Genomic DNA, 16,399 nt, shown 5'->3' with positions numbered 1-16,399 from the left:
AGACAAACACTGATGACAACGGATAACACGAACACGACACGTAACGATTCACTGGCTGCACGGACCGATACCTGGTTGCAGTCGTTGCTGGTCTGGTCACCCGGACAGCGGGATATCATCAAAACGGTGGCACTGGTGCTGATGGTGCTGGACCATGCAAACCGCATTCTGCATCTGGACCAGACGTGGATGTTTCTGGCCGGGCGCGGGGCCTTTCCGCTGTTTGCTCTGGTGTGGGGGCTGAATCTGTCCCGTCATGCGCATATCCGTCAACCGGCCATTAACCGGCTGTGGGGATGGGCAGTGATTGCCCAGTTCGCATATTATCTGGCCGGCTTTCCCTGGTATGAGGGGAATATCCTGTTTGCCTTTGCAGTGGCGGCACAGGTGCTGACATGGTGTGAAACGCGCAGCCTGTGGCGTTCTGTGGGGGCCATGTTATTGCTGGCAGTATGGTTGCCTTTGTCCGGCACCAGTTACAGCATTGCCGGGCTGCTGATGCTGGCGGTCAGCTACCGGCTGTACCGGGCGGAAGACAGAACGGAACGTCTGGCGCTGGTTGCATGCCTGCTGGCCGTGATTCCGGCGCTTAACCTTGCCTCCAGTGATGTGGCGGCTGTAGCTGGTCTTGTGATGACGGTGCTGACCGTTGGTCTGGTGTTGTGTACAGGGAAATCATTACCCCGTTTCTGGCCAGGGGATTTTTTCCCGACGTTCTATGCCAGTCATCTGGCTGTGCTGGGCGTTCTGGCACTGTGACGGGTGTGGTATCTTTGGCCGCAAGAGGATGATTCGTCAGAGGCAGAACACAGCATGACAGAGCAGAAGCGACCGGTACTGACACTGAAGCGGAAGACAGAGGGAACAGCGCCTGTCCGCAGCCGGAAAACCATCATCAATGTCACCACGCCACCAAAATGGAAGGTGAAAAAGCAGAAGCTGGCGGAGAAAGCGGCCCGGGAAGCAGAGCTGGCAGCAAAAAAAGCGCAGGCCAGACAGGCGCTGTCCATTTATCTGAACCTGCCCACACTGGATGAGGCCGTGAACACCCTGAAGCCCTGGTGGCCGGGATTGTTTGACGGTGACACACCCCGGCTTCTGGCCTGCGGTATCCGGGACGTGTTACTGGAAGACGTGGCGCAGCGGAATATCCCACTCTCGCATAAAAAACTGCGCAGGGCGCTGAAGGCCATCACCCGTTCAGAAAGCTATCTTGGCGCCATGAAAGCCGGTGCCTGCCGCTATGACACGGAAGGGTATGTGACGGAGCATATTTCTCAGGAGGAGGAAGTGTATGCGGCAGCGCGTCTGGAGAAAATCCGTCGCCAGAACCGGATAAAGGCAGAACTACAGGCCGTGCTCGATGAGAAATAAAAAAAGCCTCCGCATGGGGTCGGAGGCCGAAGGATTCATCCCGGACGTATCCTGGTGTGAATCAGTATATTTGTATATGCCTCATCATGTACAGAATATGTGCCCACGTCCAGAGAACACCCGGGAAAGGTAGCACAGCATATTACGGTTGATAACCCCTCTGATGTAATGTTTTGTCATGAAAGTTTTACAAAAAGCATATGGAGATAATAATTTAAACAGGGGAAAAGATACAGAAAGATGTATTGCCCTTATTGATTATGAGAACTGCAGTAATCTGAAAAATATCTCACTTAAAGAATATACAGAATTAATCATCTTTACCGGCCCCCTGCAGCAAAATGTTGTACTACCGGTTAATTTATTTCCGGATAATGTAAAAATAAGTATCAGACAGACAAACGGAGTGTCAAAAAATAATGTTGATTTTCATCTGGTTCTTGAACTTGGCAGGATGACCTGTTGTGGTGAGAGGGATAATACATACCATATTATTTCAGCAGATAAGGGATATGACGGGATTATACAGACGCTGCGCAGGCAGGGCATTCAGTGTCGTCGTGTCACACCTGAGAGAACTGTTCTGGCAGCATCCCCCGTTATTTGTATTGATGTTATTGTGCGCTGGGTAGATAAGATTCAGTTATATGCCAGAGAACCCCGTAATATGCCAGCGTCAGTGAAATCATTTAATAACTATCTGAAGTCACAGATGCGGAAAGAGTGGAGTGAAACGCTGGCTAAGGATATTCGTGATGAACTGATTCGTCGGAGGGTGATAAAAGTTAAAGAAAGCAAAATTACCTGGTCATCTTTGAGTGATCGGAAGTAGCCATGATTTATAATGCTAAATAAGGAGAAAAGAATGTCATTTATTCCTGTGACAAAACAGAGGGCATCATTTAAAGATAAGGGTACTGCCAGACTGACAGTAAGAAGGACAAAATCCGGCGCGTCAGGTCTTTATGTGAGTGTTGCAGTTCGTGGAAAAAAAGAATTCATCATCACAGAGCTGGACTATGATGCGAAAGAGATAAGATTAAAACCAACAGATTCACCCGGGGAGGGATTGAAGTTGTCTTCCGGTACATTCACGCTCGCGGGTAAATTCAGCAAAGAAATACTGCCTGCAGGTGTGCGCAGTGTTTGTATTATTCTGAACAAAAAAGATGATGGATGGTGGTACGGGAATTATTAAAGTGCCTGTTGTGATTCTTTTGTGAAATTAAATGACGAGGATGAATATATGAATACTCAGGAAGCATCAGATTTGATAGCGAGATATGAGCATAATGTTCTTATTGTGGGGAATTCTGCCACCCGAATTGATAAGTTTTTTAAGAGATATTACATACCTGATTCTAAATATTATGATTTCAGTCAGGCAAGCGGTGATGGTGATTTAGTTGCTGGCAGAAATGACTATGCTGTTTCTGTTGTCAGAGATGCCTTAAATTCTGAAGAGCACGTTATTATTTTTAATTGTGTCGGGTGGCCGGATTTGGGAGAAGATTCAGCAATATTACAGTTTGCCATGACAGCCAGAAAACTTGATAAGCAACTTATTGTTGCAGTACATGAAAGAGATGCGTCCGGACTGAAGTGCAACTTTAAGACTGTCGGGAAGTTAACGGGTAAGAATAATATTGTTGTTGTAAGTTGTCCGGGAAGCGTCTGACCCTGTTATCAGTCAGGTGGATAATAATTAACTTTTCTGTTGTGTAATCCTGTTTATCTTATTCAGGATTGTTTTGTTGTAATAAATCTGGATGTGCTGGAGATTATTTATGAAAAACAGAAGGTGGAAGGGGAAATTAAATAAATGTCGCGAAAGCAAATAATGTTTCTGTCCCGTCTTTATATAAAACTCCATTCGTAATATCTGCAGGTGTAGAAATGAAGAAAACTATTGGCTACTCAATGGTGGCCGTGCAGTTCTTTGCGCAAATTTCCCCGGCATTTGCCGGTGTCTTTCAGGCTGATGAGCAGTCTGTGGCACAGACGGCGATGGAGGCCGGACGTGTGCTGCAGGGCAGCAACAGCGGTGATGCAGCCCGCCAGTTGCTGACCAGCCAGGCTTCCGGGCAGGCGGCAGATGCGGTCACGCAGTGGCTGAACCAGTTCGGTACGGCGAAAACGCAGCTGAGCGTGGACAGTGATTTCTCCCTGAAAGGCTCGTCGCTCGATGTGCTGCTGCCGTTTTACAACACCCCGAAGAACGTGCTGTTCACCCAGCTCGGGATGCGGGATAACGACGGGCGATTCACCACCAATGCCGGACTTGGCCACCGTTACTTCACGGATAACGGCTGGATGCTGGGATACAACGTGTTTTATGACGTGGACTGGCGCAACACCAACCGCCGCTACGGGATTGGCGTGGAAGCCTGGCGTGATTACCTTAAAGTATCCGCCAACGGATACAAACGTCTGTCCGACTGGCGGCAGTCCCCGACCGTTACCGATTACGACGAGCGTCCGGCTGACGGCTGGGATATCCGTGCCGAAGGCTGGCTGCCTGCCTGGCCGCAACTGGGCGGTAAGCTGGTTTACGAGCAGTATTACGGGAATGAAGTGGCGCTGTTCGGTGAGTCTGAACGCCAGAAAAACCCTCACGCCATCACTGCCGGCGTCACCTGGACGCCGTTCCCGCTGCTGACTGCCGGTGTCGATTACCGCCGGGGCAAAAACGGGGCTGACGACACCCGCCTGAACCTCGGTCTGACATACCGTATCGGTGAACCGCTGGCGCATCAGCTGGACAGCAGCCGGGTGGGTGCACAACGTTCACTGGCCGCTAACCGCCTGGAACTGGTGAACCGTAACAATGATGTGGTGCTGGAATACCGCAAACAGACGCTGATTACCCTGCAGCTGCCACCGGATGTGTACGGCGCAGAGCTGACGACCGTCACCCTGACACCACAGGTAAACGCAAAATACGGGCTGTCCCGTATCGAACTTGACGACGCAGAACTGCGTCAGGCCGGCGGGAAGGTTATCAGCAACACCGGCAACCGGATTACGCTGCAGTTACCCGCCTGGTCTGCCGAAAATCAGAGTGTCACACTCTCCGGCAGGGCACGGGATACCCGTGGCAACCTCTCTGATATTGCCCGTACCCGTATTCTGGTGTCCCCGGCAGCACAGCAGCAACTGGCTGTCAGCACGGATAAAACCACGGCCACTGCAGACGGTGCGGACAGTGTGCGCTACACCCTGACCGTCACGGGCAGTGACGGAAAACCGGTCAGCGGACAGGCTGTACGCTGGGAACACAACGGCGGCACGCTGAATGGTGAGAACACCACGAACGCTGACGGTGTGGCCACAGCCACCCTGACCAGTCAGACTGCCGGTATTATCCGGGTTACGGCCACCACCCGTAACCAGACGGCAAAAGCGGCTGATGTGACCTTCGTTGCCGCCATGCAGGGAGAACTGCTGGCTGACCGTACTCAGGCACTGGCAGATGGTCAGGAGGCGGTCAGCTACACCCTGACGCTGAAAACCACTGACGGTAAGCCCCTTTCCGGGAAAAACGTCACATTCACCACCACAACCGGGCAACTGAGCCGGACACAGGGCACCACCGACCAGAACGGTCAGTTGTCTGTGCAACTGACCAGCACCCGTGCCGGACAGGCGGTGGTTAATGCCTCTGTGGACGGCACCACCATCAGTGCCGCCCCGGTGACGTTTGAAAACCACCTGGATTCCGCCATTGTGGTGAACAAAACCTCCGCCGTTGCCGACGGGCAGGACAGCATCATTCTGACCGCCGTCATCCGGGATGCCGCCGGCATTCCGGTCGCCGGACAGGCTGTCACCTGGCACACAGACAACGGGCAGTTCACACAGCAGGATGCAGTGACAAATGCTGCCGGTGCCGCTTCTGCCACCCTGACCAGTACACAGGCTGGTAATGCACAGGTATCGCTTTCCCTGAACGGTACAACCACCACAGTAAGTGCGCCCCGCGTCAGCTTCACGCAGCAGTTGTATCTCACCCTGCAGGCCGGCAGGACCACTGCTGTGGCAGACGGAAACGACGCCATCACGTACACCCTGAACGTGCGTGACGCGGCAGGTCAGCCCGTGAAGGACAAAGCCGTGCAGTGGAGCACTGACCTGGGCACACTTTCAGCCTCGCAGGGCACAACCAGTGCACAGGGCGAAGCCACGGTAACGCTGACCAGCACACAGGCCGGACAGGCCGTGGTTAATGCCACCGTGGACGGTAAACAAATCAGCGCACAGTCTGTCACCTTCACCCGTACTGTCCGTGGCGTTATCACGGTTGAAAAAGAGCGTGTTTATCCGGGAAGCAAACAGACGGTCACCCTGACGCTGACGGATGCCGCAGGCAACCCTGTCAGTGGCGAACGCGTGGACTGGCGTGCGGACAGTGGCAAGCTCTGGCAGACACAGGGCACAACGGATGCACAGGGCCGTGCCACCACGACGTGGGAAAGTACCACGCCCGGAACAGCCACCATTACCGCTGACGCGTATGGCCAGCAGTACACAGCCCCTGTCATCACGGTCATGCCTGCCCTGACGGTCAGCAGCGTCACCGGCATCGATGCCACTGGCGCAGACGGCAAAAACTTTGGCAAGCGTGTTCCCAACAGCACCTGGCCGGGCGCGAAATTCCGCATCGATACGGAGAATGCTGCCGGCACAGTCACCTGGACCGCATCCTCACCGGCTGTGAGCATTAACGGCAATGTCATGACCGTGAAGAGCAATCCGGCAGGCGTCACCCTGACAGGTACGGATGCAGACGGACAGACCGTAACCCTGAACATGGGCAGCAACTGGTTTGCGCAGAGTGCGACAAAATCGGAGTGGCTGAGTGGTGACTACAACGGAACAGCGATTTACTCCTGTAAAGCACTTAACGCCAGGGTTGCAACGGAGGGGCAGTTGAGCGGAATTATCAGTGAGTGGGGTGAACTCCAGAAATATCCGGGCTGGACATCACTGGCCAGTAACTGGCTGTACAGCAGCACCACTGTAATTCTGAGCAACGGCAGAACTTACTATCGGGCATTTTATCTGCCACAGGGTACGGTCAGCGAACTGTCCGGACCGAGTGGTTATTACGCCTGCCGTTAATCTGTCACAGATATAAACTGTAGTTAATCATCTTACAGGACGAATTTGTCCTGTCTTATTTTAAGGAAAACATTAAAATGAATGAGCGGATTAATGATAATATGAGTTCTGAAGATAATTCATGGGAAGGTACTATGAATTATGGGGTTGTTACGCTGAACAGTCGTTATATTCCTGATGCTGAAGAGAAAAAACGCTATCAGTGTGCTGATGTCGTCAATAGTATAATTGAGTATGAGTCTTCCGTAGAGTGGGTGATTAATAAGATTCTGCAGAATATAAAAACGGCAGAAGAATCAGGTTTTATGTCAGAAGAGTTATTGAAACTGAAGATCATTTCCGAAAATTATTTGCAGGAGCTAACCACTCTGAAAAATAACACCGCTATGATACAGCGAGAGCTGGCAGATAAAGTGCTTGGTAGTCATGGCCTGATGTTTGATAATCCCTGTGAGTTTAATGTGAATGGCTACCGGTTCTCGGCAACTCCTGCCTCACAGGAGGCCAATTATATAATATCCGATCTGTTTTGTTATACTGAGAAGGCAAATATCAATATGAAACTTTCAGATGTTTTTGTATCAGGCGGTAAAAAAATGCCAAAGAGACAAATTCCGGGGCTTCTGGTAATAAACTTATGGGATACAGCAGGGGAAAAAAGTGTCTGACGCCTTCGCGTTGCTCAGTTGTCCAACCCCGGAAGCGGAAAAAAGCAAGTTTTCCCCGCTTCCGGCGTTTCCGGTATTATTTAGTGAATGGTATTTGTCATATATATAAACATAATATCAACAAGATAAATTAATACGGAAAGCCCTATATTAATATTAGTTTCTTTTAACAGTGCTGAGGATTCATGAGATATAGCCAGTGTTTTTCTGGTTTTAATTTGTTGCACCAGAAACCATGTATTAAGAATGGCGATAAGAAAATAGGCCAGGTAAATTGCGTTAACCATACTATCAACTCTCGTAAAAATAAGTGAAAACAGAAAGTTACAGCTACCTGATAGATAACGAGCAATATCGTTATTATCTTTTATTACGGGATTTTACGTACAAACAGATATGGAACAATTCGGGAAATGCTGATGATTGTTAAGGTTATCAGATAATTAACCGACGGGCTGAAGTGTGGTACTATCGCTGCGGGTGTCTGAGCCTTTCTGGTTCAGGCAAGACGCAGGTGCCAGAAATGCGAAGACCCCACTCGTTAATCCATTAACTCGTGAGGTCTGCATGAAGTATCTCGACACTACTGATTGTAGCCTCTTCCTTGCAGAGAGGTCAAAGTTTATGACGAAATATGCCCTTATCGGGTTGCTCGCCGTGTGCGCCACGGTGTTGTGTTTTTCGCTGATATTCAGGGAACGGTTATGTGAGCTGAATATTCACAGGGGAAATACAGTGGTGCAGGTAACTCTGGCCTACGAAGCACGGAAGTAAGCTGCCGGGCGGGGACGGAAGTCCCCGCTTTCCGGAAGTGTGAGGTATTTCAGGGGCAGACACCCGAAATGCCAGAAACCGCCGGTCCCGCCCGGGGCCGGCATCCTGGTTAAGGCATTTCCTGCTTTTCAGTCATTTCATTATCAAAATCACATTAAACGATCGTAATCAGACATGATTTGTGCGCCAACACTGATCATCGTCACAACTTTCAAGTCGCTGATTTCAAAAAACTGTAGTATCCTCTGCGAAACGATCTCTGTTTGAGTATTGAGGAGGCGAGATGTCGCAGACAGAAAATGCAGTGACTTCCTCATCAGGCACCAAGCGTGCATACCGGAAAGGTAACCCTGTTCCGGCCAGAGAGAGGCAAAGAGCTTCTCTGGCTCGCAGAAGCAACACTCATAAGGCTTTTCATGCGGTTATCCAGGCCCGGTTAAAAGACAGGCTGAGTGAACTGGCGGATGAGGAAGGTATTACCCAGGCGCAGATGCTTGAAAAACTGATTGAATCAGAGCTGAAACGCAGAGCGACTTCGTAAATATTCACGTTCTTGCTTATCTCAGGCGTGAGTGATAGATTGCTGATCGTTTAAGGAATTTTGTGGCTGGCCACGCCGTAAGGTGGCAGGGAACTGGTTCTGATGTGGATTTACAGGAGCCAGAAAAGCGAAAACCCCGATAATCTTCACCAGGTTTGGCGACTAAGAGAAGATTACCGGGGCTAACAAGAAACCGCATAGCCAACAATTCAGCTATGCGGGGAGTATAGTTATATGCCCGGAAAAGTTCAAGACTTCTTTCTGTGCTCACTCCTTCTGCGCATTGTAAGTGCAGGATGGTGTGACTGATCTTCAACAAACGTATTACCGCCAGGTAAAGAACCCGAATCCGGTGTTCACACCCCGTGAAGGTGCCGGAACGCTGAAGTTCTGCGAAAAACTGATGGAAAAGGCGGTGGGCTTCACCTCCCGTTTTGATTTCGCCATTCATGTGGCGCATGCCCGTTCGAAGGGACTGCGTCGGCGCATGCCACCGGTGCTGCGCCGACGGGCTATTGATGCGCTGCTGCAGGGGTTGTGTTTCCACTATGATCCGCTGGCCAACCGCGTCCAGTGTTCCATCACCACGCTGGCCATTGAGTGCGGACTGGCGACAGAGTCTGCTGCCGGAAAACTCTCCATCACCCGCGCCACCCGCGCCCTGACGTTCCTCGCAGAGCTGGGCCTGATTACCTACCAGACGGAATATGACCCGCTTATCGGGTGCTACATTCCGACCGATATCACGTTCACACCTGCACTGTTTGCTGCCCTCGATGTATCAGAGGAGGCAGTGGCCGCCGCGCGCCGCAGCCGTGTGGAATGGGAAAACAGACAGCGCAAGAAGCAGGGGCTGGATACCCTGGGCATGGATGAACTGATAGCGAAAGCCTGGCGTTTTGTGCGTGAGCGTTTCCGCAGTTACCAGACAGAGCTTAAGTCCCGTGGAATAAAACGTGCCCGTGCGCGTCGTGATGCGGGCAGGGAACGTCAGGATATCGTCACCCTGGTGAAACGGCAGCTGACGCGTGAAATCTCGGAAGGGCGCTTCACTGCTAATGGTGAGGCGGTAAAACGCGAAGTGGAGCGTCGTGTGAAGGAGCGCATGATTCTGTCACGTAACCGTAATTACAGCCGGCTGGCCACAGCTTCTCCCTGAAAGTGACCTCCTCAGAATAATCCGGCCCGCGCCGGAGGCATTCGCACGTCTGAAGCCTGCCAGCGAACAAAAAAGCAGCACATCATACAAAAACAACCTCGCCATTCACCTTCTGGTGCATCCGGTTCCCCCTGTTTTTGATACAAAACACGCCTCACAGACGGGTAATTTTGCTTATCCACATTTAACTGCAAGGGATTTCTTCATAAGGTTACAACCGTTCATGTCATAAAGCGCCAGCCGCCAGCCTTACAGGGTGCAATGTATCTTTTAAACACCTGTTTATATCTCCTTTAAACTACTTAATTACATTCATTTAAAAAGAAAACCTATTCACTGCCTGTCCTGTGGACAGACAGATATGCACCTCCCACCGCAAGCGGCGGGCCCCAACCGGAGCCAATTTAGTTACAACATGCAAACATAAATCCCGAAAAACCCCGGTTCCGCGCAGAACTGAAACCACAAAGCCCTCCCTCATAACTGAAAAGCGAGGCCGCCCCCGCCCGAAGGGCGGGAACAACATCGCTTTTAATTATGAATGTTGTAACTAAGTAACATCATCGCTGTCAGTCTTCTGGCTGGAAGTCCTCAGTACACGCTCGTAAGCGGCCCTTACGGCCCGCTAACGCGGAGATACGCCCCGACTTCGGGTAAACCCTCGTCGGGACCACTCCGACCGCGCACAAAAACTCTCTCATGGCTGAAAGCGGGTATGGTCTGGCAGGGCTGGGGATGGGTAAGGTGAAATCTATCAATCCGTACCGGCTTACGCCGGGCTTCGGCGGTTTTACTCCTGTGCCATATGTAACAACGGAGTACCGCCTTCCATGCCGCTGGCGCGGCATATGTTGGTGGCTGTGTCTGAAAGGTTATATACTCTGTATAAAACCTGACAACACGCAGATCGCCAGGTAAATGAGCATTTTTTTCCGGTTATCGCCTGCCTGTGAAACAATATCACCGGAGTGAATATCGATACTCTGACTCGTTATACCCATGCGGGCGACATCAAAAAACTTGTAATTGCTCTTTATTGAATGAAGGGGGGAGTCAACTATGAATAGCACCATTCATTACGAAAACGCCAATTTCCTGCGCGAGCTGGCCGAAAGCCTGCCTCGTATTTTGCCTGAAGGCAGTACAGACAAGTCTGCACTATTGCAACGCCTCGCGAATGAAGAACTGGCACGGGCGGAATACGACGAACAGGTACGAGCGAAAGTTGCCGCTGCTCGCGCCGATAAGCGGCCGGGAATGAGTTCCGCGCAACTGCGCCAGCAACTACAGGGACGTTATCAGGAACTGCGCAATGAGTTATGAAATAGAATGGCGACCAGGTGCAATTGAGGATATAACGGCGCTGTTTGAATATTTGGCTGAGAATGCATCTCTTTGGGATGCAAGGAACGTGACAGAGCGTCTGATCACTGCAACCGATCGCCTGGCAGATTACCCTCGGCTGTATGAAACTGATGAACGCTATGGCGAAGGGGTTCGCCGCATTAGCTTACTTGGACAACACGTTCTTTATGAAGTGAATGATGAGGCCAGTTGTGTCAATATCCTGGCGGTTGTAGGCCAGCGTCAGAACCCCCGATTTATTCTTTGAATACTCGGCTGAGTGGTCCCTGGTTACCGGGATTCCTCTTGCCAGGAATTACGATTTCAACAGCTAAATAAAGAATGAAATTTGCAATGTGGTCCATCAGTAAAGTAGTTGACTTCAAATGTGCATATGATGCATTATTTTTTTACAAACTGTGATGATATTGTAAGTGAAGTTTTTACTCGTTCAAAAGAATTAATATGAGTCATAGAGAACTATTTAGCGAATTCTTGGGAAACTTAAAGCTTGATCTAAAACAAGCAAAAAGAATAAGTTATCACTATCGTAAAATAACAAAATCCCTGAATATTGCATTCAGAGAAACAGATTCCAGTATCGCAAATCGGTTAAAGGTTGGGTCTGTTGGCAGACATACAGCCATTAAAGGTATATCTGATCTGGATATGCTTTATATTATGCCATGCAGCAAGTATGAATACTATAATAGCAAAGATAACGGTCAGTCCGCATTATTGACAGATGTTAGAAATATTCTAGCGAGAAAATATCCTGAACAGAAAGTAAGAAAAGATCGGTTAGTGGTTCAGGTGATCTTTAAAAACTTCTATGTTGAAGTTCAGCCTGTATTCAAACAGAATGACGGAAGTTTTAAATATCCTGACAGCTATAATGGGGGGAGCTGGAAGATCACAAAACCACTCCATGAGAAGGCTGCCATGACGGAATTTTCCAGAGATAAATCTAACAATTTGAGAAAACTTTGTAAAATGATTAGGGCATGGAAGAATCGGCATGGTGTCAATATGGGAGGGTTGCTTATAGACACGCTGGCTTATCGGTTTCTTTCATCAACATCTAAATATGACAATACTGGCAATGGTAGTTTGGGCGTTCTCGCCAAAGAGTTTTTTGAATACTTGTCGAATGAGGAAAAACATGAAAGGTATCCGGCGTTAGGTAGTAATCAGCATGTTAGTGTTAAATCTCCTTGGTTTGGTCGGGCAGCAAAACAAGCATATGAATTATGCTGTGATGCTTTAGATGCTGCAGGAACTGTCTGTGAAAATGATTGTTGGCGTGCGGTTTTTGGGCGAGCTTTTCCCAAACTTAAGGCAGATATTCTGGAATCTAATCTTTCGCTGGCGTCATGTGCGACAGATGTTGCTACTTGGAATGATACTGAAGAGTTTATAGAGGATAAATATCCAGTAGATATCAAGTACTCACTTAATCTTGACTGCACAGTAACTCAAAACGGGTTCAAGCCCACAAAGCTACGGAAAATGCTTTCCAGAGGATTTCGCCTTTCTGCTCGAAAATCTCTCCTTTTTCAGGTTGATCTGGCTGAAGGAGAAATTGATGAATCCTACACTGTAATGTGGAAGGTTCTGAATGTGGGCGATGAAGCGCGAAGAAGAAATATGATCCGAGGACAAATAGTACAGGATAAGGGACACTGTACAAAGAAAGAAAGCACTGATTTCCGGGGGGATCACATGGTTGAATGCTATGTGATTAAAAATGAGGTTGTGGTTGCACGAGCTCAGATTGACGTTCCTATTAATTGAGGTTTAAATGACAAAGCCAGAGATGCTGAAACTTATTGCCAAGTATGCTTATAATGTTGGTTTTGGTGCAAAAAAAAATTTTGCTACTTATGATTTGATCTGTAAGGCATCCGGATGGATTAGTTTTATATCACTGGCTATTGGTGTTTTTGCTCTCTTCATTCCTCAACTTGCTACTAATGTTATTTCTGCAATATTGATCGTTTTTGGAGTTTCAACAATGTACATTCAGTTTTATGACTCTGAAAAACATAATTATGAGAATGCGGGAATTGAACAAACAAAAATTTTTAATAAGTTAGAAATCATCTACCATAACGTAAAAAGTGATGAGAATTTTGATTATTCTCTGACACAAAAAAACATAGATTCTGTTATGATTGAATTCTATGAGACAGTCATCAGTAAGCAGATTTTTGGAAGCAACTGGTATGCTCACTATAAATTCTTCTGTGAATTTGAAAAAAAATGGGTTGAAGAAGAGTTAAATCTGACACTAAAAGATAAAATTCCACTTTCTTTTTGTTTCTTTATTGTTCTAACGATTATTGTTATATTTTTTTTGTTTTCATCAGGCTTAATATTTTCGGGGAGCGTGGCAACTTTAGAAATAAGAAATTATTGTACGTTTATCTCATTATTTAACTATCCCAACCCGTAATAGTTTTATTGGGGGCGTCTGTAATTAAGAACAAATTGGGGGCAGTTTGGAGATCGGAATTTATTGTACGGCAAGCCTGTTTTTGGAACAGGTTTACCTATGGCGATAGGGGGGACTCCCGCGCTATACGGTGTTTTCAGGAGAATTGGTCTTAATCGGATAACCTAAATGCGATACAGCAAGAGCGACAATTTAAAAGCGATAACTACAGTCTGAAATTCTTGGTTCGGCGAAAAATTTGAATTTGATAGCATCAATACATGAAGGTAAAAGCAAGGAAAGCACATATGAGTACATGGCGGAGATTGGACGTATGCTCAAAATTCCAACCACCAATTCTCTTTAATATCCACTCTGATCAAGATGCTCATGTTATTCCGTCTTGGCATATTGTCGCTGTGATATAACCTCCGCACCACCTGAACATCCCAGTAATTCTAAGGGTATTAAAATATTATTTTGGGGTGACATAATGCCGTTCTACTTTGCTAATTTCCCGGCTCAGTTCCGTGAGATCCTCCTGCGTTTGCAGTCTCTCAACGCTTCCCGGCATGGTATAGACTAGTCTGTCTCTCATATTTAACAATCGCTCAAGCACTGACATAATCACAGCAATATGTTCTCTGCTTAAGCTTCCTGTATCAAATATAAGTTCTCTATGAAAATCACTGATATGCTCTGCAACTCTCATAGAGTACATTGTACCTTTCTCGTTTTTAAGTTTTTGATTAGTTACGAGAAGGATTTGACAATATTCATGGATATGGCGCAGCTGGCTCAGCAAGTGTCGCGTCTGGTCTACTTTATCAGAGATAATGGTTTTAATGGAAAACGGCAACTTATTATATTCAGCAATATACTGGTAAAGCCAAGTGATTGCTTGAGTGGGGTGTGTACCTAACTCCTTCATTACCTCATCAGCTTGTTTTTTGAGGCTTTCATCAATACGAACACTGATCTGTGAGAGTGCCATCTATAAATCCTGTATAGTAAATCTGCTACACACTATAGTGCAGTTCACAGGGTATAGCAATATTGGGGGTTTGAGGCTCAGTGGAACAATAACAGCCGTTAAGCGGTCATTTTAAATAGCCAAAAATCAACCAGCCAATTTACATCGTGAATCTGCGTTCTTGGCTATCTGTTTTGGGGAGGCCAAGTTGGCTTCACTAATCTTGGCCGTTTGCGGAGCAAAAGACGTTGTTGATCTCAACAGATTGATTTACCTGTTATTGACCATTCAATTGAACCGTTTAACCGCCTTTTGAGTTCCAGTACTCCCCAAACCCCGATCTCTGTACTCAATGTGTATTTTCATTTATTGATGAAATTTGATATTTGCGCAATTTTCCCGTTCTGGTGTATTTTATTCTTTCGGAGGCTATAATATGTTTAATGTGATTACTCACCCTGCCGCACTGGATGAGCTGCTGGAATTACCAGACAATCTGCGTGGTCGCATGGCCAGACTGATTGAACGGCTGGAACAGGAAGGTAACAAAATGAAAATGCCTCACAGCCGTGTTATTGGCGGAGGGCTTTTTGAACTGAGAGTCGGGGATAAAAATATCGCAAGGACACTGTACGCTTATGCAACGGGTAACGAAATCTGTCTGCTGCATGCATTTGTGAAAAAGACGCAAAAGACACCAACGAAAGCTATTGAAATCGCCAGAATGCGCCTGAAGGAGATGAAATGATGAAAGTAAAAGGTGTTCCGTTCAGCCTGGTAAAGCAAAAACTGCTTAATACTCCAGAAGCTGTCAAAGGGTATGAAGATGCCGATAAAGAACTGGAGATGGTAGAAATGTTGTACGAAATGAGAGAAAAAGCGGGGTTAACAAAGTCTGCTCTGGCCGAACGAATGGGGTTACGTCCGTCAGCAATTAGTCGCCTGGAAAGTAATCCTTTAGGAGCCAGTATGAAAACTTTGACAAAATATGCTCAGGCCTGTGGTGCAACCATCGATATTCGCGCAGTCTATTGAATCAATAGAAATTTAAATCCCCAAAAGATTAAAAAAACACTCAAAAAGGGGGCCGCTTGAGTGAGTTAGCTGGCCTGGATGTAACCACTCGTTCAACTCAATTCTCTTAACGTGGGAAAATTTCCGAATTCCAAGCGGACCCCAAATCGATTTATCAGGCTCCCACGGAAGAGACAGGCCAGCAGGCACTGGAAGCGTTCGCTGCGGCCAGAGACAGCCGCTATCCTCAGATAAGCCGAAGCTGGCAGGCTAACTGGCCGAATCTTGCCACGTTATTCGCTTATCCAACGGACATCCGCAAAGTGATCTATAGGGGGCGGTTTGGGAAACGGAAATTATTGTACGTTAGGAGCATTTTTTAATCGATACTGATAATTAACTGATTGATTTATCGTAATCAGCTATCGCCTTTAAGTTATTGCTTTTCTCTTATCGCATTTAGGTTATCTCATTTCCCTAAAGGTCTGCCAAAGACCGTATAGCGTTGGAGTACACCCTACCGCAATAGCGCAACCGTACAATATTGTACGTTTCCCAAACGCAGCCCTCTATACGACGAATGCCATCGAGTCGCTAAACAGCGTGATCCGCCATGCGATCAAAAAGCGTAAAGTGTTCCCGACAGACGACTCGGTGAAAAAAGTGGTGTGGCTGGCAATCCAGTCTGCGTCCCAGAAATGGACGATGCCGTTGAAGGACTGGCGAATGGCAATGAGCCGCTTTATTATCGAGTTTGGTGACCGCCTGGACGGTCACTTCTGAGAAAAGGCATTTACACAGAATCCTAAACAGGCTCGAAAAATTCTGTATCTGTCCTATACAGCACTGTTAACATAGACATATATTAACAGTGCATAAATCACAAATTACGTGATATTGTTCAATCTTCTTCGCTTAAATCTGAAAAGCCCACTGCAGGATCGAGCTCTTTATTTATTATTCTAACTATACGAGGGTCTGCTACTTCATAAAGGGT

The 16,399-nt window shown here is 47.6% G+C and carries 20 protein-coding genes and 1 pseudogene; 19 read left to right on the top strand and 2 right to left on the bottom strand.

Annotation, left to right across the window (positions count from 1 at the left end; translation table 11 throughout):
- The first annotated feature begins 12 nt into the window (after positions 1-12).
- The 9 genes from traX (at position 13) to C0K55_RS21035 (ending at position 8,478) form a co-directional block, all read left to right on the top strand.
- Positions 13-759 carry a conjugal transfer pilus acetylase TraX gene (gene traX / locus C0K55_RS21080; protein WP_105266981.1) on the top strand — a complete coding sequence of 249 codons (747 nt, stop codon included), beginning with the start codon at positions 13-15 and terminating at the stop codon, positions 757-759.
- Positions 760-813: 54 nt separating this feature from the next.
- Positions 814-1,374, top strand: coding sequence for a fertility inhibition protein FinO (locus C0K55_RS21075; RefSeq protein ID WP_105266980.1), 561 nt, complete (start codon positions 814-816; stop codon positions 1,372-1,374).
- Positions 1,375-1,552: 178 nt separating this feature from the next.
- Positions 1,553-2,206, top strand: coding sequence for a PIN domain-containing protein (locus C0K55_RS21070; protein ID WP_050516462.1), 654 nt, complete (start codon positions 1,553-1,555; stop codon positions 2,204-2,206).
- Between the two features lie 33 nt (positions 2,207-2,239).
- Complete coding sequence (locus tag C0K55_RS21065; RefSeq protein ID WP_236942613.1) at positions 2,240-2,572, top strand: hypothetical protein; 333 nt, start codon at positions 2,240-2,242, stop codon at positions 2,570-2,572.
- 48 nt (positions 2,573-2,620) lie between these two features.
- Positions 2,621-3,052, top strand: a complete 432-nt coding sequence (locus C0K55_RS21060) for a hypothetical protein (protein WP_105283430.1) — start codon at positions 2,621-2,623, stop codon at positions 3,050-3,052.
- Between the two features lie 218 nt (positions 3,053-3,270).
- Entirely contained in the window at positions 3,271-6,495 is a 3,225-nt protein-coding gene (locus C0K55_RS21055) for an inverse autotransporter beta domain-containing protein (protein WP_105267028.1), read from the top strand.
- Positions 6,496-6,572: 77 nt separating this feature from the next.
- Positions 6,573-7,163 (top strand): hypothetical protein, encoded by a 591-nt coding sequence (locus C0K55_RS21050; RefSeq protein ID WP_236942612.1) that lies wholly within the window; start codon positions 6,573-6,575, stop codon positions 7,161-7,163.
- A gap of 567 nt (positions 7,164-7,730) precedes the next feature.
- Positions 7,731-7,937 (top strand): Hok/Gef family protein, encoded by a 207-nt coding sequence (locus tag C0K55_RS21040; RefSeq protein ID WP_001558272.1) that lies wholly within the window; start codon positions 7,731-7,733, stop codon positions 7,935-7,937.
- A gap of 283 nt (positions 7,938-8,220) precedes the next feature.
- Positions 8,221-8,478 (top strand): replication regulatory protein RepA, encoded by a 258-nt coding sequence (locus C0K55_RS21035; protein ID WP_000083843.1) that lies wholly within the window; start codon positions 8,221-8,223, stop codon positions 8,476-8,478.
- 21 nt (positions 8,479-8,499) lie between these two features.
- On the opposite strand, the gene C0K55_RS27215 is transcribed toward C0K55_RS21035, so the two are convergent.
- The gene (locus C0K55_RS27215; RefSeq protein ID WP_096859594.1) at positions 8,500-8,628 is read right to left on the bottom strand and encodes a replication protein RepA; all 129 of its coding nucleotides are present in this window, start codon (positions 8,626-8,628) and stop codon (positions 8,500-8,502) included.
- A gap of 84 nt (positions 8,629-8,712) precedes the next feature.
- Here C0K55_RS27215 and tap point away from each other — a divergent pair, with 84 nt between their 5' ends.
- From tap to C0K55_RS20990, 6 genes are all read left to right on the top strand, one after another.
- Entirely contained in the window at positions 8,713-8,787 is a 75-nt protein-coding gene (gene tap / locus C0K55_RS21025) for a RepA leader peptide Tap (protein WP_001365705.1), read from the top strand.
- Positions 8,780-9,637 carry an incFII family plasmid replication initiator RepA gene (gene repA, locus C0K55_RS21020; protein ID WP_123059775.1) on the top strand — a complete coding sequence of 286 codons (858 nt, stop codon included), beginning with the start codon at positions 8,780-8,782 and terminating at the stop codon, positions 9,635-9,637. Before tap ends, repA begins: the two co-directional genes overlap by 8 nt.
- A 1,059-nt stretch (positions 9,638-10,696) precedes the next feature.
- Entirely contained in the window at positions 10,697-10,960 is a 264-nt protein-coding gene (locus C0K55_RS21005; RefSeq protein ID WP_105267076.1) for a plasmid stabilization protein, read from the top strand.
- On the top strand, positions 10,950-11,249 hold the full coding sequence (locus C0K55_RS21000) for a type II toxin-antitoxin system RelE/ParE family toxin (RefSeq protein ID WP_000119541.1): 300 nt from the start codon (positions 10,950-10,952) through the stop codon (positions 11,247-11,249). Before C0K55_RS21005 ends, C0K55_RS21000 begins: the two co-directional genes overlap by 11 nt.
- Positions 11,250-11,446: 197 nt before the next feature.
- Positions 11,447-12,775 (top strand): nucleotide-binding domain-containing protein, encoded by a 1,329-nt coding sequence (locus C0K55_RS20995; protein ID WP_105283428.1) that lies wholly within the window; start codon positions 11,447-11,449, stop codon positions 12,773-12,775.
- 7 nt (positions 12,776-12,782) lie between these two features.
- Positions 12,783-13,436 (top strand): SLATT domain-containing protein, encoded by a 654-nt coding sequence (locus C0K55_RS20990; RefSeq protein ID WP_123059774.1) that lies wholly within the window; start codon positions 12,783-12,785, stop codon positions 13,434-13,436.
- 454 nt (positions 13,437-13,890) lie between these two features.
- On the opposite strand, the gene C0K55_RS20985 is transcribed toward C0K55_RS20990, so the two are convergent.
- Positions 13,891-14,409 (bottom strand): type II toxin-antitoxin system RelB/DinJ family antitoxin, encoded by a 519-nt coding sequence (locus C0K55_RS20985; protein WP_105266990.1) that lies wholly within the window; start codon positions 14,407-14,409, stop codon positions 13,891-13,893.
- A 415-nt stretch (positions 14,410-14,824) separates the two neighbouring features.
- Here C0K55_RS20985 and C0K55_RS20980 point away from each other — a divergent pair, with 415 nt between their 5' ends.
- From C0K55_RS20980 to C0K55_RS20965, 4 genes and pseudogenes are all read left to right on the top strand, one after another.
- On the top strand, positions 14,825-15,136 hold the full coding sequence (locus C0K55_RS20980) for a type II toxin-antitoxin system RelE/ParE family toxin (RefSeq protein WP_105266991.1): 312 nt from the start codon (positions 14,825-14,827) through the stop codon (positions 15,134-15,136).
- The gene (locus C0K55_RS20975) at positions 15,136-15,423 is read left to right on the top strand and encodes a helix-turn-helix domain-containing protein (RefSeq protein ID WP_181475205.1); all 288 of its coding nucleotides are present in this window, start codon (positions 15,136-15,138) and stop codon (positions 15,421-15,423) included. The genes C0K55_RS20980 and C0K55_RS20975 overlap by 1 nt, the downstream gene beginning before the upstream one ends.
- A 119-nt stretch (positions 15,424-15,542) precedes the next feature.
- Positions 15,543-15,785: a transposase gene (locus C0K55_RS20970; protein WP_417064058.1), complete on the top strand. Its 243-nt coding sequence runs from the start codon at positions 15,543-15,545 to the stop codon at positions 15,783-15,785.
- 184 nt (positions 15,786-15,969) lie between these two features.
- A pseudogene (locus C0K55_RS20965) lies at positions 15,970-16,185 on the top strand (transposase); the annotation flags it as partial.
- Positions 16,186-16,399 lie beyond the last annotated feature (214 nt).

Source organism: Escherichia sp. MOD1-EC6098, from assembly GCF_002965865.1.
Classification (GTDB): domain Bacteria; phylum Pseudomonadota; class Gammaproteobacteria; order Enterobacterales; family Enterobacteriaceae; genus Escherichia; species Escherichia marmotae.
The sequence above is the reverse complement of the archived record's forward strand: the minus strand, read 5'-3'. Positions and strand labels throughout refer to the sequence as shown.